Genomic DNA, 21,207 nt, shown 5'->3' on the forward strand with positions numbered 1-21,207 from the left:
ATGCAAACACTATCTCGCGAAATCGCTAAAGACTTACTCGATATCAAGGCCGTTTTCCTCCAACCCAATGATCCGTTTACTTGGGCGAGTGGTATCCAATCTCCGATTTATACCGATAATCGGATGACGATTTCCTATCCTCAAGTGCGTCGTCGCATTGCCCAAGGCTTTGCTGACCGTATTCGTGCCGAGTTTCCCGATGTTGAAGTGATTGCAGGGGCAGCAACTGGTGGCGTACCTCATGCCGCTTGGGTTGCTGAAATTCTTGATTTGCCAATGGTTTATATCCGCTCTAAAGCTAAAGACCATGGTGCAGGCAATCAAGTCGAGGGTCGCATTACTGAGCATCAAAAGATGGTCATTATCGAAGACTTGATTTCAACGGGTGGCTCTGTGATTGGCACCGCTGAGGCAGCAAGCCGAGAGGGTGCTGATGTCTTAGGCGTTGCGGCGATTTTCACCTACGAATTACCACGCGGGATTGAAAACTTTGAAAAAGCCAATTTGCCTTTGATTACCTTGTCAAATTATTCTGATTTGATTGAGATTGCCAAAGAAATCGGTTATGTCGATGCCGATGAATTAGCCTTACTTAAAAAATTCAAGGAAAACCAAACGACTTGGCAAGATTAAGTGTATATCAGTTGGTTAGTTGAATAATAGCGCTCGATAGATAGAAAAGGACCGAAATGAAACTCATAAAAAATGGCCGTGTGATAGATCCCAAAAGTCAATTTGATGCGATGGCTGATGTTTTGATTGATGGGCAGAAAATTATTGCCATTGGGCAAGATTTGTCACAAAAAGGTGCTGACATCATTGATGCGACGGGCAAGATTGTCGCACCCGGTTTGATTGATATGCATGTTCATTTTCGGGAGCCAGGTCAAACGCATAAGGAAGACATTCATACGGGTAGTCTGGCTGCGGCGCGTGGTGGCTTTACCACTGTTGTCATGATGGCGAATACCACTCCGACAGTTTCAACCGTTGAAACTTTGATCGAGGTGCTGTCTACTGCGGCGCATGAAAACATTCATGTTAAGAGTGTTGCGACCATTACCGATAAGTTTGACGGGCAGACCTTGACAGACTTTGAGGCGCTTTTAAAGGCGGGGGCAGTTGGTTTTTCTGATGATGGGATTCCGTTTGCCGATGCGGGTCAAGTGCGCAAGGCCATGCAAAAAGCAGTGGCGTTTGACACGTTTTTAGCGCTACATGAAGAAGACCCGCAATTAACGGGGGTGTTAGGCATTAACGACGGGGCAGTTGCCCACCACTGTGGGGTGACGGGTGCGCCGACGGTTTCTGAGTACAGTATGGTGGCACGTGATGCCATGTTAGCGCTGGATACAGGCGCGCGCGTGCATTTTCAGCATTTGTCGGCTGGGGAATCGGTCGATGTCGTTAGATTTGCCAAGTCGCTTGGTGCACAGGTCACATCAGAAGTCACGCCCCAGCATTTTTCAATCACAGAAGAAGCGATTTTGACGCATGGCACCAATGCCAAGCTCAATCCACCTTTGCGTCGGGCAGCTGATATTGCTAAATTGATTGTCGGCCTGCAAGACGGCACGATTGATGTGATTGCAACAGACCATGCGCCACACACACACGCTGAAAAAGACCAAGAAATTATAAAAGCGCCGTCTGGTATGACGGGTCTTGAAACGTCTTTATCGCTTGGCTTGACGCATTTGGTTGCGCCGGGTCATCTGTCTTTAATGGCTTTATTAGAAAAAATGACTAGCAATCCTGCTCAAGTCTTGCGTTTAGATGCAGGCTATCTAGCCGAAAATGGGCCAGCTGATTTTGTCATTTTTGATGCAGATGCGGTGCGTAACATCACAGATGACTTTGCATCAAAATCTAGCAATTCACCATTTGTTGGGGAACAATTGCAAGGTGTGATTGCTTATACCATTTGTGATGGCGAGATTGTTTATCAAGGTTGATGAAAGCTCTGTGAGAAAGAAGAGAAGGTATTTCGAGTGAAATGTTTTAATGATAGGTCATTTAAAGTTTTTGAGGTTGCAGGCTTAGATGACCGAATGGCTGCCATTCGGGCTAATATCCAACCGATTTTTGCAGAAGTAATGACTGAAGTATCAGCGCGTCTGACAGATTTTGTCGGGCATGACACCTATGTGCATATTGCCCAACATCGGAGACGGACGAAATATGCGCCTGAAAATACCTGGTCGGCAATTTCTGATAATAAGCGTGGCTACAAGTCTCAGGCACATTTACAGCTAGGGATTTGGGATAGCTATGTCTTTATGTATCTGTCGATTATTGATAATCCTGCTAAACGGGAGCAGTATGCGGATGAGTTAGCTAGTCATCATGATTTTCCAGATGATTTTGTCTATTCTCTGGATCATACCAAACCTGAATTTTTCTCTGTGACGCAGGGGTTAGAGACAGGTATCCAGCGCTTGCACGATGTGAAAAAGGGGGAATTTGAAGTCGGGCGGATCATTTCCCGAGATGCTAAAATCTGGCAAGCAGATCCACAAGCCTATATTTTAGAGACTTTAGAGGCTTTATTCCCACTTTATCAACGCTTGAATGCTTAAAAACTATCGATGTATAGTTTTTTTTTATAGCTAAGTATAATTTCATCATAGTTTTAACCTATGGTGAAACGTGATAAAATAGTGGAATAACCTACTAGGAAAGGAGGGATGAGATGCCTGTAAAAGTCAATAGTCAACTACCAGCCGTCAAGCTATTAGAAGCCGATAATATTTTTGTCATGGACGAAACGAGAGCAGCGCAACAAGATATTAGAACCTTAAAGATTTTGGTGGTCAACCTGATGCCTCGTAAAATGGTAACAGAAACCCAGTTATTGGCTTTATTGTCGAATACGCCGTTACAAATTAATGTTGATTTTCTACATATGAGGACCCATCAGTCTAAAAATATTACGCAAAATCATCTGGATACTTTCTATAAAAGTTTTGATGATATTAAAACTGAGTATTACGATGGCATGATTGTGACGGGGGCGCCTGTTGAGAATTTAGCGTTTGAAGCAGTCGATTACTGGGATGAACTGCATCAGATTTTAGACTGGTCACGGACGCATGTCTATTCGACCCTACATATTTGTTGGGGGGCGCAGGCGGGACTATATGCGCGTTATGGTATCCCTAAACATCCTTTGGCGCAAAAGTTATGGGGGGTTTATCATCAGACGGTGGAGAATCCGAAACATGTTTTATTTCGTGGCTTTGATGATGATTTTGTTGCCCCACATTCTCGAAGTACTGAGACCTTGGCGAGCGATTTACCGCATGATTTTGAGATTTTATCTTATGGTGAAAGGTCTGGTTTGTCTCTTGTTGTCAAGAAAAATCTGCGTGAGATTTACAGCTTTGGGCATTTAGAGTATGACCGCATGACTTTGGATTTTGAATATCAGCGGGATAAGGCTGAATTGGGTGAGGAGGTTGTGCCAGATGCCTACTACCCAAATGATGATCCGACACAAAAGCCACGGATGACTTGGTCGAGTGCGGCCAGTCTCTTCTTTTCAAATTGGTTGAACTATGCCGTTTATCAAGAGACCCTCTACGATTTACATGAGCTTGCTAAATATGACTATTTCAATCTTTAATCACGTTGAACGTGATTTTTTAAATGCCATTTTTGAAATAATATTTCTTTTTTTACAAAAATATAAATAAAGTGTTGAAATTATAATTCTTTTAATGTATAATAAAATCATAGAAATGAAATATTATTTCAAAAGGAGGTGAAATATGTATGGTTTCTCGATATTTATGAACACAGATTTAAATGAAACAAAGCGTTCATATCTCACAAAAATGGCTAATCGTGGTTTTGAAGGAATCTTTACTTCAATGCATATTCCAGAAGATGATGTCAAGCTTTATAAAAAAAGATTGATTGACTTGGGTGGACTTGCCAAAGCCAATCACTTAAAGTTAATGGTTGATATTTCGGGTGATGCTTTAAGTCGTTCAGGCTTTTCCTTTGACAATTTGGCAGAGCTAAAAGCGCTTGGTGTCACTGGTTTAAGAATGGATTATCATATCAGCAATGCAACGATTTCAAAGGCTAGTCAAGACATTACCATCAGTTTAAATGCCAGCACCATTACTCAGCAGGATATTGATGAATTACAAGCAAATCATGCTAATTTTGATCAGTTAGAGGCATGGCATAATTACTATCCACGTCCGGAAACGGGGATGTCACATGATGATTTCATTGAGAAAAATAAATGTCTTAGACAACATGGTTTCAAGGTCATGGCCTTTGTACCAGGAGATGCAGATCTGAGACACCCCTTATATCTAGGCTTACCGACATTAGAAGCACATCGCTTTTTACATCCGCTTGCGGCTTTGATGGATATGGAGCGAATGTCCGTAGATGATATTTACATCGGGGATGGCGGTTTGAAAGAGATGACAGCTAGACAACTCAGCCATTATATCAAGGAGCAAACGGTTCTTTTAAGAGGACGAGCAGAGACAGCCGACTTTAGCTACGTTCTAGGTAACCATGCCAATAGACAAGATGCTGCGAGAGATGTGATACGTAGTGCTACTGCTCGATTTAAGGCAATACCCGAGATACGTCCAGAAAATACAAGTGCTAGACATAAAGGAGCGATTACGATTGATAATTGTGACTATGGGCGTTATATGGGGGAAATTCAAATTGTGAAAAAAGATTTGCAAGCGGATTCAAAAGTCAATAGAGTAGGGCAGATTATTGCTGAGGATATAGCGTTGCTTGACTATATTGGCGCAGGACAAAAATTTAGAATAGAAAATGAGAAACAAAATGATTGATTTATCCACACTAACAACAGAACGCAGAAATACAGAAACTTACAACCTTGATCAAATGAGTGTCCATGAGGCCTTGAATAAAATGAATCAAGAAGACCAAAAAGTTGCCACAGCCGTTTCACAGGCTTTACCAGAAGTTGAAAGCGTTACGACTGCAGTGATTACCTCCTTCAAGCAGGGGGGGCGCTTGATTTATATGGGTGCTGGGACAAGTGGTCGCTTAGGCGTACTGGATGCAGCTGAATGTGTGCCGACATTTGGTGTGCCTGCGACACAAGTGATTGGCTTGATTGCAGGTGGTGAGCAAGCCATGACAGTTGCAGTAGAGGGGGCAGAGGATAGTTTAGCCTTAGGGCGTCAAGATTTAATTGACTTAAATCTGAATCCAAATGATACAGTGATTGGCATTGCGGCAAGTGGCAGAACGCCTTATGTGATAGGTGGGCTAGATTATGCCAAAGCAGTAGGGGCAACGACGGCTAGTCTATCATGTAACAAAAATGCTGAGATTTCCAAACACGCAGCGCTGCCGATAGAAGTGGACTGTGGTCCTGAGTTTTTAACGGGGTCAACGCGTTTGAAATCCGGCACAGCTCAAAAATTAATTTTGAACATGATTTCAACGGTTGCGATGATTGGCATCGGCAAAGTTTACAATAATTTGATGGTTGATGTCAAGCCAACCAATGAAAAATTGGTTGAGCGTAGCAAGCGAATTATCATGCAAGCAACAGAATGTAGCTATGAGGAGGCTGAGGCAACATTCGAGGCAGCCAATCGGGATGTCAAGCTTGCGATTGTTATGATTTTAACCGATTCAACTGCGGAGGAGGGACGAGCTAAACTGACCAAAGCGGAAGGATTTGTTAAAGATACATTGCATTAATCAATCTAAGGGAATGGGAGATAAAAAATGGCAGAAGAAAAAATGGCGCGGATTGCAAGAGAAATTTATGAAAATGTTGGTGGGGAAAAGAATGTCAGAAAAGTGATTCATTGTATGACACGTGTCCGGATGACGATTATTGACAACTCAAAGGTCAATATGGCTGGTCTGAAAGCGATTGATGGTGTCATGGGCATTGTTGAAGATGAAACGCTACAAGTGGTCGTAGGACCCGGAACAGTTAATAAAGTTGCCAAGAAAATGGTGGACATGGTCGGGGTCAAACTCGGCGAGACTTTTCCAAATTCGGAAGGCTTGAGCTTTGAGGAACAGACATTAGCCAATAAAGCAGCGGCTAAAGCAAAATATAATAAACCCTCAAAATTAAAATCTGTCTTAAAATCAATTTCAAACATTTTTGTGCCAATGATTCCAGCGTTTGTCGGCACAGGATTGGTTGCAGGGATTTCGGCTGTCCTATCTAATATGGTGTTGGCTGGTGATTTAAACGCGGCAACATGGCAGCAGTATATTGATATCATGAATATCTTGAAAAATGCCTTATTTGCCTACTTGACGATTTACGTTGGTATCAATGCTGCTAATGAATTTGGTGCGACACCAACGCTTGGTGGGGTTATTGGTGGTGTGGTCATGCTAAATGGTATGAATCCAGAAAGCCCAATCAAAAATATCTTCACAGGTCAGCCCCTTTCAGCAGGTCAAGGCGGGATGCTCGGTGTCTTACTAGCTGTTTGGTTACTATCAATCATCGAAAAGAAACTTCACGAAATGGTACCCGAGTCAGTGGACATCATTGTCACACCGACGATTAGTTTGATTCTTATCGGTTTGTTAGAAATTTTCCTAATCATGCCACTTGCTGGCTTTGTTTCCGATAACTTGATTGGTGGGATTAATGGTATCTTAAATATTGGTGGTGCTTTCTCTGGCTTTGTGTTAGGTATTGCTTTCTTACCAATGGTGATGCTAGGCTTACACCAAATTTTAGGCCCGATTCATTTGGAAATGATTGCGAAAACCGGTCAAACCAATTTATTACCAATTTTGGCAATGGCAGGAGCAGGTCAAGTCGGTGCAGCCTTGGCAATTTGGGCTAAACTCAGAAAAGATCGCACACTTGTTCAAAATATTAAAGGTGCTTTACCTGTCGGTATTCTTGGTGTTGGCGAACCCCTGATTTATGGGGTAACCCTGCCAATGGGGAGACCATTTATCACAGCCTGTATCGGTGGTGGTATTGGTGGCGCAATTATCGGCTTTTTCGGTAATGTGGGTGCGATTGCCCCAGGCCCTAGTGGTGTCGCTTTAATTTCTTTAATTGCTCATGGCAAATGGCTAGTTTATGTATTAGGTTTACTTGGTGCTTATGCGGGTGGTTTCCTTGCGACTTATTTCTTCGGCATCCCCAAAGATGCCAAAATAAAAGCAGATAATTATGGTCAAGAAGTTCAAATGGAAACCCTTCAACCCACTTTGCGCGTGGTCACAACGCCTGCTTTTGAAGCAGCAACTGTTTATGCACCGATGTCAGGCACAGTGAAAGAGTTGTCTGAGGTTGCTGATGAAGTTTTTTCTAGTGGGATGCTAGGAAAAGGTATTGCGATTGAGCCGTCAAATGGACAAATCAACTCACCTGTAGATGGGATTGTCACAACTGTCTTTCCGACTAAACATGCTATCGGTGTGACAAGCGATGAGGGTGTCGAAATTTTAATCCATATTGGCATGGATACTGTTGCGTTAAACGGAGAAGGGTTTGAAAGTTTTGTCAAACAAAATGAGCGCGTGAAAAAAGGGGATTTAATGCTACGTGTTGATCTTGACAAAATCAAAGCTGCTGGTTTATCAGCTATAACGCCGATTGTTGTGACGAATTCTAGTGCCTATAAAGCAATCAGTGTTGCTGCCAAAAATAAGGTTGACAAAGGACAAGTCCTCTTGACAATCGAGCCTTAAAAGAGAAGAGGTTGGCTTATGCCAGCCTCTTTGTTATAATAAAAGAAGGAATGGAGGTGCTATGGATACACTACTGATAATGAGAGAAAGATATAAGCGGTTGACAGCTGTCGAAAGACGGATAGCAGATTATATTTTTGAGTCTGGCGAGTCGATTTTGGAGAAGAGCGCACAGGAAGTCTCTAAGGAGATCGGAAGTTCCTCAGCAGCCCTAGTCCGATTTTCCAGAAAATTAGGCTATGACGGCTTTTCACAGTTTAAACAGAAATTAAGTGCCGCTTATGCCATTCACGCAGATAATGAGCGTGATTATGAAGAAGTGAGTGATGCTGAGACGCCCCTATCCATTAAAAATAAATTAAAAGTTCGGATTAATCATATGGTTGAGACGACAAATACGTCATTGTCAGATGAGGCGGTGATGTCGGTTGTGTCTTGTCTGGATAAGGTCGAGGTCATTTTTGTTTTTGGTATCGGTGCCTCAGCCATTGTCGCTCAAGATATTTTCCAAAAATTTAGTCGAATTGGGAAGCAAGTCTATTTTATTCAAGATACCCATCAATTGATTACCTTTCTTGCTATTCAGAAAAATCAGGCCGCTTTTATCGGTATATCGATGAAAGGGGAAACGAAAGAAGTTGTCGAACTTGCAAGCGTTATCAAATCAATGAAAGTGCCGATGATCGCAATTACGTCGAATGAAAACTCTACTTTAGGACAGCTTTCAGATTATGTCCTGCACTCAATTTCTGGTGAAGCTTTCCAAATGCGAACAGCAGCGACCATGAGTTTGATGGCGCAACTCTACGTCGTTGATATTCTCTTTTACATGTATGTCTCAGAACATTTTGACCAGAGCTATCAAAATCTGCAAAAAACAAGTCAAGCGATTCAACAATTGGGAGAAGATTTCTCTTTTTGATGATCATTTTAACCGCTCGCCAAATAGGACTATTTTAATCTTTAATCACGCAAGGTGTGGTTTTTTGGTATAATGAAGTTATGACTTATTATGACCAATTTAAAAAAGATATCGTCTTACCACAGGCGATATTGACGCATATTTTAGAGATTTTTCCGACACTTGCGAGTTTCAATGTCTGGCTTTATTTTTATGGCAATGAAGCACTGGCGCCGAGTCAAATTGCTGGCTTTTTACAGCTGACGACAGCTGATGTCAATCAAGCCATTAATTTATTGACAGATTCAGCAACATTGACGGCTGAATTTGATGACCTGACAGGTGAGATGCGGTTTGACACACGGCCAGCCTTTGCCAAATTGGATGCTATTTTATCGGATGCAAGTTCCGACATAACAATCCCTGAGGATGACGAGCCAGCCGTTTCCGACATATCACGTCTCATCGCAGCCTTTGAGCCAGAAATGCCGGGTGGCTTGACGCCGATTAATATCGAAGAATTGCAAAAATGGTTGTCGGATGACAAATTCGAGGCGGACTTAATCTTACAAGCCTTGCGTGAAGCAGCCTTGAACCGCAAAGTTTCTTTGCCTTATATTCGAGCGATTTTGCGCAATTGGCGTAATGACGGGATTGTGACGGCGCGTGATATTGCGGATAATCGAGAAGAACGTGAGATGCGCAAGGCTGAGCAACAGACTGATGCCCCACTTTCTGAGGACTATTTTAACTCAGTCGATAGCCTGCGCAAGGCTTGGGGGTATGACGATGCTCAGTAAAAAGAAATTTTTAGAAGTGCTAGAGATTATCGCTGAGATGTTTCCAGAGGCACATGGTGAGCTGAACGCTGATACGCCGTTTCAACTACTCATCGCGGTGATTTTGTCGGCTCAGGCGACGGATAAAGGGGTGAACAAGGCGACACCAGCACTCTTTGCTAAATATCCTGATAGTCAAAGCCTAGCCCAAGCAGATATGTCAGATGTTGAAAGCTTAATCAAGACCATTGGTCTGTATCGGAGTAAAGCTAAAAATATCGTCAGAACGGCTGAGATGATCGAGACGGACTTTGGGGGTGAAATCCCGAGAGATAAAGACTTGTTGCAGACTTTGCCGGGTGTGGGGCGTAAAACGGCGAATGTCGTGCTGGGAGATGCGTTTGGCATTCCAGGTATCGCTGTCGATACACACGTCGAGCGGGTGTCGAAACGTTTGCAGTTGATCAAGCAGTCGGCAACGGTCACAGAAGTGGAAGAAAAGCTGATGACCGTTGTGCCTGAAGCAGATTGGGTTGTGACCCATCATCGTTTGATTTTCTTTGGGCGTTATCATTGTACCGCGCGTGCGCCAAAATGCGTCGCCTGTCCTGTCTTGCCTTACTGTCACTTTGGAGAAAAAACAGTTTTAAAATGAAAAATGAAAAATTATCAAATCGCCTGACCCAAGTCGGCGCCTTTGTCCCACAAGATGCCGTTCTGCTAGACGTTGGGAGCGACCATGCTTACTTACCTATCCATTTAATCAAGTCTGGTCGGATTAGCCAAGCCATTGCTGGAGAAGTTGTTAAAGGCCCTTACGAGAGTGCTGTGGCCAATGTTCAGGCGGCAGGTCTGCAAAATCAAATCACTGTCAGATTGGCCAACGGCTTGGCTGCTTTTGACTCAGCAGTTGATGGTGTGACGACGGTGACGATTGCCGGTATGGGCGGTCACTTGATTGCTGAAATTTTAGAGGATGGTCGTGATAAGCTTGACCACGTCTCAACCTTGATTTTACAACCCAATAACGGCGAACGTCATCTCAGACAATGGTTGCAGGCACACGATTTCATGATTTCTGATGAAAAAATCTTAGCAGAAAATGACAAGATTTATGAAATTATCGTCGCACGCCACGGTAAACAAGCCAATTTAACCGAAGCAGAATTGTGTTTCGGTCCCTATCTGCTACAAGAAAAATCAGCCGTCTTTCTCGACAAATGGCAAGCAGAATTAGCAGTCAATCAAGCGATATTAGCAAACATTCCGGCGTCAGCCCAACAAAAACAAGCCGAATTTTCAGCTAAAATTGCCAAAATCAAGGAGATTTTAAATGTTAGCCAGTGATTTTTTCGCGCGATATGAAGCCTACTGTCCAAAGGAACTCGCCATGGCAGATGATCCAGTTGGTCTGCAGATCGGTACTTTAAATAAAGACATTCAGAAGGTCATGGTTACGCTAGACATTCGTGAGCAGACTGTCCAAGAAGCAATCGACCAAAAAGTCGATGTGATTTTAGCCAAACATCCCGTGATTTTTCGACCACTGGATAATTTGACAGATCAAGATACACAACAAAAAATCATCTTGGATTTAGCGCGCGCAGGCATTGCCGTTTACACCAGCCATACTAACATTGACATCGTCGAAAATGGGTTGAATGACTGGTTTTGTGAGCTGTTAGATATCATGGAGACTGAAAATCTGACAGACTTTGGTCTGGGTCGTGTGGGGCATATCCAACCACAAACCTTAGACGATTTTTCTGAAAAAATCAAGAAAGTTTTCGATTTAGATGGTTTAACAGTGGTCAGTTACGACCAAAGCCTGTCACCAACCATTCAACGTGTCGCCATTTGCGGTGGTAGTGGCGGGAAATTTTACCCAGAAGCAATCGCCAAGCAAGCTGATGTCTACATCACTGGTGATATTTACTACCACACAGCGCATGATATGCTGTCAGCAGGGCTTTTGGCGATTGATCCTGGTCACCATATCGAAGTTTTATTTGTCAAAAAAGTGGCACAAGTCCTCAGCGAGTTTAAGACCGATGTCGACATTATCGAAAGTAGTAGCCTCACTAATCCGTTTATCAAAAAATGATGCCTATTCGGCATCATTTTTTGATATTTTCTTGCAAGGTTTTAAGTTCTGCCAACCAATCCACATAGAATTGTTCGACGATATCAGGTGTAATCACTTTTTCTAGCCAATACTCAGGATTGACGCGCCATTTAGCTTCAGTCAATGCTTTAACATCAAAATTGGCGATGTACTGATCAAAAGCGTGCGCCAAGTTGGGATCTTCTGTCTTGTAAAGCTTGACTTGTTTCATCGGTTCGATTTCATTACTTTTGAAATAAATGACGGCATAGTTGGCATAGTCGTCAATCGTGTAATATGTCGCGACGCGTTCAACAAACGTTTGATTATCCATTTTATGACCTCCTGTGTCGGGTGTAACACTTTTTGTCTGAATTACCGTGAAATCGGTACAATATTAGGATTTTTGAGAATATAGTTGATGATTTCTTCAAATATCGTGATCAAATACTCATTTGAATAAGTTCGAATGCCTGCAATACTTGACGCAGCCATGCCATTGACAACAATCCAAGTCCGAATGTGCAAGGCCTCAATTTGATCCTCTGTTAGGTCTTTGTATTGACTTGAATTAGCAACAATTTTTTTATAATTCTCAAGAGAATAGTCAAACATGACGTGATTGCGGGCAAAACCTTCAACGAAAAGCGCGCGATAGAGATTAGGATTTTCTTCAGAAAATCGAATAAAGGCAATCGCAATTGAAACTAAAGGATCCTCAGCATACTTTTCACTCAGTTTAACATCAAACATATAGTGAAAAACATGTGCCAAAACAGCGCGTTTATAGTTCTCCATGTTTTTAAAGGCACCATAAATCGGTTGTGTCGAGATCCCAAATTTTTGCGCAACATCACGAGCCGTGAATTTTTCAAATCCGTAGGTATTGAGATACTGAAAGCCAAAATCCAGCATCATTTCATCAGTAATCACTTTTTTACGTGGCATTTTTATTTCCTCCATAGCCTTTTGCTAGGCTTTTCATCAGAGTGCTAGGCACTTATTTATATCGATATGTCTATTGCATTGACTGCTTAAAGCACCCATTCGTTAATCGCGTGTGCGACACCAGATTCTTCATTTGATTTGGTGATGTATTTGGCGATTTTCTTGAGTTCTGGGTTACCATTTGCCATGACGACAGGGTTGCCCACGGCTTCTAACATCGAGCGGTCATTTTCTTCGTCGCCGATGGCCATGGTTTCTTCATGCGAGATGCCGAGCTTTTCAGCCAAGTGCTGGACGGCAAGTCCCTTACTCGCATTTTTGTTGAGAATTTCGAGATAGAAAGGCGTTGATTTAACGATATTATAACGCTCCCAAAAACGTTGTGGCAATTTTTCAATCGTGACATCCAGTTTTTCAGGGTCATCAATATACATCATCTTCACAATTTCATGTTTGCCCATTTCCTCAGCCGTCCGATATTTCAAGGGTAGACCAGTGATATAGGCTTCGTTAATCGTGTATTTGCTGACATCGCGGTTGTGCGTGTAGACCGTTGACATGGTAATCGAGTGAAGGGGTGTCCCAAGTCTGCGACTTTCCATCTCAATATCCAAGTAGTCGTCATAAGTCAGAGGTTCATCGATGAAAGCTTCGCCAGTCGCAGTCGCCTGCACGAGTGCGCCATTATAAGTGATGACATAGTCGCCCGCATCGAGGAGCTTCAAGTCTTCGAGAATGTTTTTGACACCCAAAAGTGGTCGGCCAGTGGCAATGACGATTTTGACGCCAGCAGCTTTAGCTTTTTGAACAGCTTCAAATACCTCAGGTGTGATTTCACGATTATTGTTGACAAGAGTGCCATCAATGTCGATAGCAACGAGTTTAATTGACATGTTAATCTAGTTGTAAACTGAACATTTCAGCTTACTTCCTTTCTTTTCCTAAAAAATGGTCATTCCTAATGTAGCTGACAAAGGCTTCTTGTTCAGCTTTGAACAGTGTCTCTGGGCTGAGAATATCGCGTGGGAAATAGAAGCGATTATCCCCATGTGTCGTGCCAGTCAAAGATTTAACAAGGCTAGATAGCTCAGATAATTCAGTGAGCGTCCCATCTTTTTGCATGATTTCAATTTGCGTCCGAGGGTTTTGAAGCTCTGGGCGATAGAGATCATAGGGTAAATCAAAGTTAGAATGCACAGCCGTATAGTAATCTGTGTCAAAACCAATTTTGGCAATGATTTGCCGTAGAATGTCTAAATCTTGCTCATCAGCCTTATCGTATTTGATGGATTTGGCTAATTTGCGATTGATAAAGGCACTGCTCAAATCTGACAAGATTTCATCGGGATGCGTCTGCCAATTTTGAAAATAAGTCGTCATGACCCCATCATCGAGATGGAGATAGTCAGACAGCGTAAAATTATGCTCAAAGAAGGGCACTAAACGCGGGCTGGTCAGTTCAAAATAATCTTTCTGAGCAGGATAGAGGACTTTGGCACGCTTCAAAAGCTGATGGAGTAGGACTTCCATCGCACGGCTTGCGGGATGGAAATAGACTTGCATATACATTTGGTAGCGACTGACGATATAGTCTTCTACAGCGTGCATGCCCTGAATCTTAAAGGCAATCCCATTGTCAACGGGCGTAATCACACGCATAATCCGTGTTAAATCAAATTCGCCATAGGTTGCGCCTGTATAATAAGAATCGCGTAAAAGGTAATCCATGCGATCTGCATCGATTTGGCTTGAAATGAGCTGAACGACCTGCTGATTGTCATAATCGTGCGTGATGACGCTGGCGATTTTTTCAGGAAAATCAGGCGCCACTTTTCTCAAGACAGCATTGACTTCGGTCGATGGATCAGTGATGATATTGACGGTAATGGCTTCGTGGTCAGTATCAAAAATCCCCTCAAACGTATGAGAGAAAGCACCATGACCAACATCATGCAGTAAAGCAGCGCATTGAGCGACAAGATTTTCTTCTGGGTTCCAAGTTTCAGGATAGTTTTTGGTAAACATTTCCGTGATTTGCTTGGCAATATTGTAGACACCTAAACAGTGGGTAAAACGGCTATGTTCCGCACCATGAAAGGTGTAGCTGGATGTACCGAGCTGTTTAATTCGGCGCAAGCGTTGAAATTCTCTTGTGCCAATCAAGTCATAAATGGTCTGATTGTTGACCGAAATGTAGTTATGAACCGGATCACGGAAAACTTTCTCTAATTTTGTATTGGACATACTGCACCCTCTATATGATATGTAGTTATATTATAACTTAATCTACTAAAAAATGCACGATATTAAGTTAAAAAATACTTATTATTTCCTAACTAATCACAACTTTACACTGTCTGTTCGCTTATCGGTAAATTTTATGAAACTGAAATACTTTATTTTATCAAAATTATCGTATAATAGAGTTACATGTGCTTATGTACGAAAAAAAATAAAGACTTTGCGTGAAGTTCAAGACAAAGTCGCAGAAAGGAAAGAGATGATGCAACATATTGAAAAAAATCGGGCGTTGAGTTGGTACCAAACGATGGTGACCATTCGAGATTTTGAAAATATCATTGACGATAAAAATCGAGCGGGTTGTTTGTATGGCACGACCCATCTTTACAATGGTCAAGAAGCCATCGCAACTGCTGTTTGTGATCTTTTGTCACCAGACGATTTGATACTTTCAACGCATCGCAATCATGGGCACGCCATTGCTAAAGGGACGAAGACTTATCCCATGTTTGCTGAGATTTTCGGCAAAAAAACGGGGACAAATGGCGGACATGGAGGTTCCATGCATATCAGCGATATATCAGTCGGGAATTTTGGCGGCAACGGCATCGTTGGCGGGAACTATCCAGTCGCTTTAGGCTTAGCGCAAGCGCTAAAAATGGATGGCTCAGAGCGTATCGTCGTTTGTTTTTCGGGGGATGGCTCGACTAATGAAGGTACGTTTCACGAAAGTCTGAACTTAGCCAGTATCTGGCGATTGCCGATTATTTTTGTGGTCGAAAACAACCAATATGCCATGTCGAGTGATGCGTCTGTGATGATTGCAGGGAGCATTTCTGAGCGCGCCAAAAATTATGAGATGAGCGCTTATCAGGTAGATGGGCAAGATGTTTTTGCTGTTCATGATGTCTTTAAACAGGCGCGTCAAGATGTTAAAAGTGGTCCAGTCTTGATTGAAGCCGTGACTTATCGCTTTAAGGGGCATTCACGCTCGGATAGCGAGCAATATCGTACGCCAGACGAGTTTTTTAACTGGGAAGACCCGATTAAAAAATTACGGGAAGTCTTGATTGCGGACTATGATGTCTCATCAGAAGAAATTGCCTTGATTGATGAAAGAATTTACCGTCACCTCTCAGCAGAAGCTGAACAGGCTTTAACAGATGAGGAAGCAAGCATGCCAAGCGATAGTTGGAAGGCGGTTTACAGTGACTAAAACGTATTTACAAGCAGTCAACGAAGGTCTTCGTCAAATTTTAGAGACGATTCCGGAAAGCTATCTTTTGGGTGAAGATGTCGGCACTTATGGTGGCGGCTTTGGGGCGACAAAAGGTTTAATCGCAGACTTTCCAGATCGTGTGCTAGATACGCCGATTTCTGAGGCTGCCATTACGGGTGTCGCGACAGGGTCAGCCTTGCTTGGCAAACGCCCTATTCTTGAGATTCAGTTTTCAGACTTTCTGACCGTTGCTGTTGATCAGCTCGTTAATGAAGCGGCGAAAATCCATTTTCTTTCTAATGGCGAGCAGTCTGTGCCCATGGTCATCCGTGCAGCCAGTGGCTCAGGAACTGGCGCAAGCTCCCAGCATTCTCAAAGTTTTGAGAACTGGTTTGCGCATGTGCCTGGCTTGATTGTTGTTATGCCATCCAATGCTTATGATGCCAAAGGGATTTTAGTTGCGGCGGTTAAAAATAATAATCCTGTCTTGGTTTTTGAGCCGAAATCGCTCTATAAAACAGCCATGCCTGTGCCGTCTGAGCTCTATGAAGTGCCAATTGGTCAGGCTAAAGTTGTCCAATCTGGTAGTGATGTAACGATTATTGCCCTCGGGCGAATGGTTGAGGTGGCTAAGACGGTTGCGAGTCAAACGGCTGTCTCTGTTGAAATTGTCGACCCGATTACGATTTCACCGCTTGATATTGAGACACTGGCGGCGTCTGCTCAAAAAACGGGTAGGGTTTTAATTTTAACTGAGGCGGTAACACGCTCGGGCATTTCTGGTGAAATCTTGGCACAAATCATCGAAACAGGTTTCAGAGGTCCGATCAAAAGGTTGGGCGGACACTTCATGCCCATTTCAGCGGCTAAATCTGTTGAACTGGCGCAAGTCCCAACCGCTAATGAAATTCTTGCGACCATTGGCACGATGATGAAGGAGGTTTAAATGGTCAAAATAACGATTGATAACCTCATCAAAATTGACCGTGAGACCGAGGTCATTCATGAGGCGTTTACTGGCGATTATCATGAGAAAAATGGGAGTCAGTTTCTCGTTTATCAAAATGAACTAGGCGAGAAAGTCGTCATGAAATATGATGCTGAAATGCTGACGATTACACGCTTTTCACAGCCGATTACGATTATGAAAATGCACCCAGAAGTTGTGACGAAGACAGCAATTGCCACACCAGTTGGCCTGCAACATTTTCAAATTAAAACCCAGCATTATCAAAAATCAAGTCACGGTTTTAAAGCCAGCTATCAATTTTGGCAAGGTGAGACGAAAATCGCTCAGTATGATTTGGCTGTACATTTTTCTTGATGACCTAGCAGTTGTTCTGAAAACCGAACATTATCGCTAAAAACTGTCTAAAAAGGCAGTTTTTTTGCTGATTTCCGAGAGAATTAACCTATAATGATAAAAAAGGCCGTATTTGAATTGGCTTAAACAAAAGAAAGTTGGAACAAGAGTGTCTGAAAAAAATGCTTACGCGCAAGCTGGTGTCGATGTAGAAGCTGGCTATGAAGTTGTTGAACGGATTAAAAAACACGTTAAACGCACAGAACGTTTAGGTGTCATGGGTGCGCTAGGCGGTTTTGGCGGCATGTTTGACCTGACGACGACTGGTGTGAAAGAGCCCGTTCTCGTTTCTGGCACAGATGGTGTTGGCACAAAACTCCTACTCGCTATCGAGGCGGACAAGCACGACACGATTGGGATTGATTGTGTTGCCATGTGCGTCAACGACATCATCGCCGCAGGCGCAGAACCTCTTTATTTCCTAGATTATGTCGCAACTGGCAAAAACATTCCTGCCAAACTCGAACAAGTCGTAGCAGGTGTCGCAGAAGGCTGCGTCCAGTCTAATGCAGCCCTAGTCGGTGGCGAAACCGCTGAAATGCCTGGGATGTATGGGGAAGATGATTATGACCTCGCTGGATTTGCAGTCGGTGTGGCTGAGAAGTCTCAGATCATCACGGGGGAGAAGATTTCAGAGGGCGATATACTGATTGGTCTGGCGTCATCAGGTATCCATTCCAATGGCTTTTCACTTGTCCGCAAGGTTTTTGCCGAGACTGATTTAAATGCCCAAATGGCTGAACTTGGCGGTCAAAAATTGATTGATAATTTATTAACCCCAACTAAAATTTATGTCAAGGACCTCATGCCTTTGGTTAAAGCAGGTGTGATTAACGGGATTTCACACATCACAGGCGGTGGCTTCATCGAAAATATTCCTCGGATGTTTGGCGATGACTTAGCAGCAGAAATCACAGAAGGCACTTGGGATAGCTTACCGATTTTTGATTTGTTAGAAAAAACAGGTAACCTCAAACACAGCGAAATGTTTGAAATTTTCAATATGGGCTTGGGCATGGTGCTTGCGATTTCACCTGAAAATCTTAATCAAGCCAAAGCCTTGCTTGACGGCAAGGGCTTTGAAATCGGTCAAATCGTTAAGCGTGAGACAGCCGCGGTTATTATCAAATGAAGTCAGCGGTTTTTGCCAGCGGTTCTGGCACAAATTTTGAAAATCTGGTCAAAAAAGGCATTCCCGTTAGCTTTTTGTTCACAGATAAACGAGATGCCAAGGCTTTGGCGCGCGCTGAAAAACTTGGCATTACGACATATAGCTTTGAATTAAAGGAATTTGAGAACAAGACCGCCTATGAGACGGAACTGCTAAAGCTCTTGGCGCAATATGAGATTGACTTTATCGTTCTAGCTGGCTACATGAAAATCGTCAGCCCAACCTTGCTACAAGCCTATGAAGGTAAAATCATTAATATCCACCCTGCTTTTTTGCCAGAGTTTCCGGGTGCACATGGTATTGAAGATGCTTGGCGTGCAGGTGTGACAGAGAGTGGTGTGACCATTCATTATGTTGACGCAGGCGTCGATACAGGTCAGATTATTGCTCAACGGCGTGTGCCGATTTTACCAAATGATACATTAGAAACATTTGAGGCACGAATTCATGAGATGGAGTATTTGCTTTATCCAGAAGTCTTACGAGAGATTTTAGAGAAATGAAAAAAAGAGCTTTCGGGCTCTTTTTTGATTGATAAATAATAGTTTATTACGTTAAATTAGTGTAAAATGAAGATATGGAGAAAATTATGATTATTGGCGTATCTGGTGCTGGTAAATCGGTTTTATCACGAGAACTTGCCAAAAAGTTGCAGCTACCTGTTTATTCTTTGGATGCCTTTTATCATTTGCCTGGTGGTAAGACGTTAGACCGGGCGACTTTCATCACGAAACAAGAAGAAGTGATGGCGACTGATAGATGGCTTATTGACGGAAATTACGCGGGTACCTTACCGATGCGGCTTGCACAAGCTGACACGGTCATCTGGCTTGACTTTCCCGCTAAACGAAACATCTTTCGCATCATCAAACGTTCCATGCAATTTCGTCAGGATAAAAGCTCGCGTCCAGATATGCCTGACTATTTTCAAGAAAAAATGTTTGATAAAGAGTACCTGAAGTTCTTAAAGTTTGTTTGGACTTTTAATCAAAAAGTGCGGCCGTATATCGTGACAGCACTCGAATCGCGTTCGAATACAGTCAAACTGATCACTTTAAAAAATCGCCGACAAGTTCGTGATTTTTTAGAGAAACTTTAAACATCAAGAAAAGGAGCCCCCACATGACATTTAAAGCAGTCCGCATTAACATCTTGGACATGAACCCTTTCACGAAAATCGGTAAGGAATGGTTACTCATCACGGCTGGTACGGCTGACAATTGCAATACTATGACCGCTAGTTGGGGAGGTTTGGGCTTTCTCTGGAACCGGAACGTCGCGACAGTCTATATCCGCCCGCAGCGCTATACAAAAACCTTTGTGGACGCTACCGATACCTTTACCCTCAGCTTTTTTGGTCGCGATTTTCGAAAAGAGCTGACCTATCTCGGTCACACAAGTGGCCGTGACATTGACAAAATCGCTAAAGCTGGTCTCACGCCCCACAACTTTGAGGACACGGTGGGCTTTGAAGAAGCGGAGATGGTTTTCGTGATGAAAAAACTTTACCAAGCCCCGATTGACCCCGAGAAATTTCTAGATGCCCAAATTGCCGAACACTATCCCGAAAAAGACTACCACGATATGTATATCGCCGAGATTGTCAAAGTCTATGTGAAAGAAAATTAAAAAGCCGTTCTAGGCTTTTTATAGTTGTCGAAAAATGTAGTCAGTCGTGCGGTCAACGGCTGTTTTGTCATAAGTCAGTTGTAAATCATGACTCAGGCTTGGTAATAGGTCATCCACCATCGTCAGCGCAGTAGAGAGCGCTTGCGAAGTCCGTGTCAAATCTGACAAGTCATACAAGCGCTCAAGCCCCTCAAAATAATCAGGGAGTCGTTTGTGTGCCTTACCAACTGATAGCGAAAAGTCTGTGTCAACACCGACCCGCCAAGTCAGCAGTCGGTAAAGTTCCTCACGAACAATTGTCTCAAAAAAGAAGTTGGCATAGAGAAGTTCGCCCCGCAAGATGCCTTTGAGGACATAAGTGCTGACCCAGAAAAATTCTGTGATGCTATTGTCAAAGTCAGTCTGAGTTGGACGCTGTACCCAGTGGGTTTGGTCAGATGTTGCGGGTAAGTTCCTGTAACTCCCTGTTTTATCCAGCAAAATCGTGTTGAGCGTATCGTCCGCCAAATAATCAGGCACACTAGAGACAGGCTGAATTTTTAAATCCAAGCGATTGCTGTCCATGAACTGCATCAGCCAGCACCAGCGATTTTTCTCAGGTAAAATCTGTTGAATCATGATGTCGCCAAAATGACTGCGGTCAAACTGCTCGAAAGTTGGAAAATCAGCATCCGAAACAAAATAGGTGATGTCAAAATCTTGATAGGGGTCTGGTTTCACAGTTGGGTCATTGCGCGACCCCTCACTGCCAATCATAAGAATGGCAGTGTTTGTTTGTCCTGTTGTCAGAATCAGATTGAAAAGTGTCTCAGATGTCATCTTGTCTCCTTCTACTTTGCTTTCATTATATCAGAAATCTTTTCGGATGCAAAAGAACTGATTGATCGAATTGAGCAGATTTTCAAAAAAGATGAATTTTTAGTTTAAAATTAAGAAAAACGTGTTATAATGACTTTTAGTAACACAATTAATTCAATAACCCATCACAAGGGGAGCCGTTTTTGGCTGAGATTGAGCGTTTGCTCTGGACTCTTTGAACCTGAACTCGTTAGCACGAGCGGAGGGATGTGATCGATAGACTTTTGGTACACAAATAAACCTCAACTCAAATTTTTCACGAGTTGAGCGGTGTGCGATTGAGATAAGTGTCAGTC

General features: G+C 42.9%; 24 protein-coding genes and 1 riboswitch. Of the genes, 19 read left to right on the top strand and 5 right to left on the bottom strand.

The window, feature by feature from the left end; translation table 11 throughout:
* The 12 genes from pyrE (at position 1) to RsY01_RS04905 (ending at position 11,482) form a co-directional block, all read left to right on the top strand.
* Positions 1 to 633, top strand: a complete 633-nt coding sequence (gene pyrE, locus RsY01_RS04850; protein ID WP_094784425.1) for an orotate phosphoribosyltransferase — start codon at positions 1 to 3, stop codon at positions 631 to 633.
* A gap of 56 nt (positions 634 to 689) precedes the next feature.
* The gene (locus RsY01_RS04855; RefSeq protein ID WP_094784426.1) at positions 690 to 1,955 is read left to right on the top strand and encodes a dihydroorotase; all 1,266 of its coding nucleotides are present in this window, start codon (positions 690 to 692) and stop codon (positions 1,953 to 1,955) included.
* A 36-nt stretch (positions 1,956 to 1,991) separates the two neighbouring features.
* Positions 1,992 to 2,579: a DUF1054 family protein gene (locus RsY01_RS04860; RefSeq protein ID WP_094784427.1), complete on the top strand. Its 588-nt coding sequence runs from the start codon at positions 1,992 to 1,994 to the stop codon at positions 2,577 to 2,579.
* 113 nt (positions 2,580 to 2,692) lie between these two features.
* Positions 2,693 to 3,625 carry a homoserine O-succinyltransferase gene (locus tag RsY01_RS04865; RefSeq protein WP_094784428.1) on the top strand — a complete coding sequence of 311 codons (933 nt, stop codon included), beginning with the start codon at positions 2,693 to 2,695 and terminating at the stop codon, positions 3,623 to 3,625.
* A gap of 145 nt (positions 3,626 to 3,770) precedes the next feature.
* The gene (locus RsY01_RS04870) at positions 3,771 to 4,832 is read left to right on the top strand and encodes a DUF871 domain-containing protein (RefSeq protein WP_094784429.1); all 1,062 of its coding nucleotides are present in this window, start codon (positions 3,771 to 3,773) and stop codon (positions 4,830 to 4,832) included.
* A complete protein-coding gene (gene murQ / locus RsY01_RS04875; protein WP_094784430.1) occupies positions 4,825 to 5,718 on the top strand; it encodes an N-acetylmuramic acid 6-phosphate etherase in 894 nt (297 codons plus the stop codon). The genes RsY01_RS04870 and murQ overlap by 8 nt, the downstream gene beginning before the upstream one ends.
* 27 nt (positions 5,719 to 5,745) lie before the next feature.
* Positions 5,746 to 7,698: a glucose PTS transporter subunit IIA gene (locus RsY01_RS04880; protein WP_094784431.1), complete on the top strand. Its 1,953-nt coding sequence runs from the start codon at positions 5,746 to 5,748 to the stop codon at positions 7,696 to 7,698.
* 61 nt (positions 7,699 to 7,759) lie between these two features.
* Positions 7,760 to 8,620, top strand: coding sequence for a MurR/RpiR family transcriptional regulator (locus tag RsY01_RS04885; RefSeq protein ID WP_094784432.1), 861 nt, complete (start codon positions 7,760 to 7,762; stop codon positions 8,618 to 8,620).
* A gap of 80 nt (positions 8,621 to 8,700) precedes the next feature.
* Complete coding sequence (locus RsY01_RS04890) at positions 8,701 to 9,399, top strand: DnaD domain-containing protein (protein ID WP_094784433.1); 699 nt, start codon at positions 8,701 to 8,703, stop codon at positions 9,397 to 9,399.
* Complete coding sequence (gene nth, locus RsY01_RS04895) at positions 9,389 to 10,033, top strand: endonuclease III (protein WP_094784434.1); 645 nt, start codon at positions 9,389 to 9,391, stop codon at positions 10,031 to 10,033. The genes RsY01_RS04890 and nth overlap by 11 nt, the downstream gene beginning before the upstream one ends.
* Positions 10,030 to 10,725, top strand: a complete 696-nt coding sequence (locus RsY01_RS04900; RefSeq protein WP_094784435.1) for a tRNA (adenine(22)-N(1))-methyltransferase — start codon at positions 10,030 to 10,032, stop codon at positions 10,723 to 10,725. Before nth ends, RsY01_RS04900 begins: the two co-directional genes overlap by 4 nt.
* Positions 10,712 to 11,482: a Nif3-like dinuclear metal center hexameric protein gene (locus RsY01_RS04905; protein ID WP_094784436.1), complete on the top strand. Its 771-nt coding sequence runs from the start codon at positions 10,712 to 10,714 to the stop codon at positions 11,480 to 11,482. The genes RsY01_RS04900 and RsY01_RS04905 overlap by 14 nt, the downstream gene beginning before the upstream one ends.
* Before the next feature lie 13 nt (positions 11,483 to 11,495).
* On the opposite strand, the gene RsY01_RS04910 is transcribed toward RsY01_RS04905, so the two are convergent.
* The 4 genes from RsY01_RS04910 to RsY01_RS04925 all read right to left on the bottom strand — a co-directional run bounded on the left by RsY01_RS04910 (position 11,496) and on the right by RsY01_RS04925 (position 14,674).
* Positions 11,496 to 11,816 carry a hypothetical protein gene (locus tag RsY01_RS04910; protein WP_094784437.1) on the bottom strand — a complete coding sequence of 107 codons (321 nt, stop codon included), beginning with the start codon at positions 11,814 to 11,816 and terminating at the stop codon, positions 11,496 to 11,498.
* 41 nt (positions 11,817 to 11,857) lie between these two features.
* Complete coding sequence (locus tag RsY01_RS04915; protein ID WP_157905778.1) at positions 11,858 to 12,430, bottom strand: TetR/AcrR family transcriptional regulator; 573 nt, start codon at positions 12,428 to 12,430, stop codon at positions 11,858 to 11,860.
* 86 nt (positions 12,431 to 12,516) lie between these two features.
* Positions 12,517 to 13,323 (bottom strand): sugar-phosphatase, encoded by an 807-nt coding sequence (yidA, locus tag RsY01_RS04920; RefSeq protein WP_094784439.1) that lies wholly within the window; start codon positions 13,321 to 13,323, stop codon positions 12,517 to 12,519.
* Between the two features lie 31 nt (positions 13,324 to 13,354).
* Positions 13,355 to 14,674 carry an HD domain-containing protein gene (locus RsY01_RS04925; protein ID WP_094784440.1) on the bottom strand — a complete coding sequence of 440 codons (1,320 nt, stop codon included), beginning with the start codon at positions 14,672 to 14,674 and terminating at the stop codon, positions 13,355 to 13,357.
* 256 nt (positions 14,675 to 14,930) lie between these two features.
* Here RsY01_RS04925 and RsY01_RS04930 point away from each other — a divergent pair, with 256 nt between their 5' ends.
* The 7 genes from RsY01_RS04930 (at position 14,931) to RsY01_RS04960 (ending at position 20,053) form a co-directional block, all read left to right on the top strand.
* A complete protein-coding gene (locus tag RsY01_RS04930; protein ID WP_157905779.1) occupies positions 14,931 to 15,887 on the top strand; it encodes a thiamine pyrophosphate-dependent dehydrogenase E1 component subunit alpha in 957 nt (318 codons plus the stop codon).
* A complete protein-coding gene (locus RsY01_RS04935; RefSeq protein ID WP_094784442.1) occupies positions 15,880 to 16,836 on the top strand; it encodes an alpha-ketoacid dehydrogenase subunit beta in 957 nt (318 codons plus the stop codon). Before RsY01_RS04930 ends, RsY01_RS04935 begins: the two co-directional genes overlap by 8 nt.
* Positions 16,837 to 17,214, top strand: coding sequence for a YwiB family protein (locus RsY01_RS04940; protein ID WP_094784443.1), 378 nt, complete (start codon positions 16,837 to 16,839; stop codon positions 17,212 to 17,214).
* 148 nt (positions 17,215 to 17,362) lie between these two features.
* The gene (gene purM, locus RsY01_RS04945) at positions 17,363 to 18,385 is read left to right on the top strand and encodes a phosphoribosylformylglycinamidine cyclo-ligase (protein ID WP_094784674.1); all 1,023 of its coding nucleotides are present in this window, start codon (positions 17,363 to 17,365) and stop codon (positions 18,383 to 18,385) included.
* On the top strand, positions 18,382 to 18,927 hold the full coding sequence (gene purN, locus RsY01_RS04950) for a phosphoribosylglycinamide formyltransferase (RefSeq protein ID WP_094784444.1): 546 nt from the start codon (positions 18,382 to 18,384) through the stop codon (positions 18,925 to 18,927). Before purM ends, purN begins: the two co-directional genes overlap by 4 nt.
* A gap of 86 nt (positions 18,928 to 19,013) precedes the next feature.
* Positions 19,014 to 19,523, top strand: a complete 510-nt coding sequence (locus RsY01_RS04955; RefSeq protein WP_094784445.1) for a P-loop NTPase family protein — start codon at positions 19,014 to 19,016, stop codon at positions 19,521 to 19,523.
* A gap of 23 nt (positions 19,524 to 19,546) precedes the next feature.
* Positions 19,547 to 20,053 carry a flavin reductase gene (locus RsY01_RS04960; RefSeq protein WP_094784446.1) on the top strand — a complete coding sequence of 169 codons (507 nt, stop codon included), beginning with the start codon at positions 19,547 to 19,549 and terminating at the stop codon, positions 20,051 to 20,053.
* Positions 20,054 to 20,071: 18 nt separating this feature from the next.
* Here the strand turns inward: RsY01_RS04960 and RsY01_RS04965 are convergent, their stop codons facing one another.
* Entirely contained in the window at positions 20,072 to 20,872 is an 801-nt protein-coding gene (locus tag RsY01_RS04965) for an aminoglycoside 6-adenylyltransferase (RefSeq protein ID WP_094784447.1), read from the bottom strand.
* A gap of 159 nt (positions 20,873 to 21,031) precedes the next feature.
* Positions 21,032 to 21,136, top strand: a riboswitch (TPP riboswitch).
* Positions 21,137 to 21,207: the final 71 nt, after the last annotated feature.

Origin of the sequence: Pseudolactococcus reticulitermitis, from assembly GCF_002260845.1 — a bacterium.
Classification (GTDB): domain Bacteria; phylum Bacillota; class Bacilli; order Lactobacillales; family Streptococcaceae; genus Pseudolactococcus; species Pseudolactococcus reticulitermitis.

Excerpts from the sequence above, each read along its gene's own strand:
- pyrE (WP_094784425.1), top strand. The coding sequence starts at position 1 with ATGCAAACACTATCTCGCGAAATCGCTAAAGACTTACTCGATATCAAG.
- RsY01_RS04855 (WP_094784426.1), top strand. The coding sequence starts at position 690 with ATGAAACTCATAAAAAATGGCCGTGTGATAGATCCCAAAAGTCAATTT.
- RsY01_RS04865 (WP_094784428.1), top strand. The coding sequence starts at position 2,693 with ATGCCTGTAAAAGTCAATAGTCAACTACCAGCCGTCAAGCTATTAGAA.
- RsY01_RS04870 (WP_094784429.1), top strand. The coding sequence starts at position 3,771 with ATGTATGGTTTCTCGATATTTATGAACACAGATTTAAATGAAACAAAG.
- murQ (WP_094784430.1), top strand. The coding sequence starts at position 4,825 with ATGATTGATTTATCCACACTAACAACAGAACGCAGAAATACAGAAACT.
- RsY01_RS04880 (WP_094784431.1), top strand. The coding sequence starts at position 5,746 with ATGGCAGAAGAAAAAATGGCGCGGATTGCAAGAGAAATTTATGAAAAT.
- RsY01_RS04885 (WP_094784432.1), top strand. The coding sequence starts at position 7,760 with ATGGATACACTACTGATAATGAGAGAAAGATATAAGCGGTTGACAGCT.
- RsY01_RS04890 (WP_094784433.1), top strand. The coding sequence starts at position 8,701 with ATGACTTATTATGACCAATTTAAAAAAGATATCGTCTTACCACAGGCG.
- nth (WP_094784434.1), top strand. The coding sequence starts at position 9,389 with ATGCTCAGTAAAAAGAAATTTTTAGAAGTGCTAGAGATTATCGCTGAG.
- RsY01_RS04900 (WP_094784435.1), top strand. The coding sequence starts at position 10,030 with ATGAAAAATGAAAAATTATCAAATCGCCTGACCCAAGTCGGCGCCTTT.
- RsY01_RS04905 (WP_094784436.1), top strand. The coding sequence starts at position 10,712 with ATGTTAGCCAGTGATTTTTTCGCGCGATATGAAGCCTACTGTCCAAAG.
- RsY01_RS04910 (WP_094784437.1), bottom strand. The coding sequence starts at position 11,816 with ATGGATAATCAAACGTTTGTTGAACGCGTCGCGACATATTACACGATT.
- RsY01_RS04915 (WP_157905778.1), bottom strand. The coding sequence starts at position 12,430 with ATGCCACGTAAAAAAGTGATTACTGATGAAATGATGCTGGATTTTGGC.
- yidA (WP_094784439.1), bottom strand. The coding sequence starts at position 13,323 with ATGTCAATTAAACTCGTTGCTATCGACATTGATGGCACTCTTGTCAAC.
- RsY01_RS04925 (WP_094784440.1), bottom strand. The coding sequence starts at position 14,674 with ATGTCCAATACAAAATTAGAGAAAGTTTTCCGTGATCCGGTTCATAAC.
- RsY01_RS04930 (WP_157905779.1), top strand. The coding sequence starts at position 14,931 with ATGATGCAACATATTGAAAAAAATCGGGCGTTGAGTTGGTACCAAACG.
- RsY01_RS04940 (WP_094784443.1), top strand. The coding sequence starts at position 16,837 with ATGGTCAAAATAACGATTGATAACCTCATCAAAATTGACCGTGAGACC.
- purN (WP_094784444.1), top strand. The coding sequence starts at position 18,382 with ATGAAGTCAGCGGTTTTTGCCAGCGGTTCTGGCACAAATTTTGAAAAT.
- RsY01_RS04955 (WP_094784445.1), top strand. The coding sequence starts at position 19,014 with ATGATTATTGGCGTATCTGGTGCTGGTAAATCGGTTTTATCACGAGAA.
- RsY01_RS04960 (WP_094784446.1), top strand. The coding sequence starts at position 19,547 with ATGACATTTAAAGCAGTCCGCATTAACATCTTGGACATGAACCCTTTC.
- RsY01_RS04965 (WP_094784447.1), bottom strand. The coding sequence starts at position 20,872 with ATGACATCTGAGACACTTTTCAATCTGATTCTGACAACAGGACAAACA.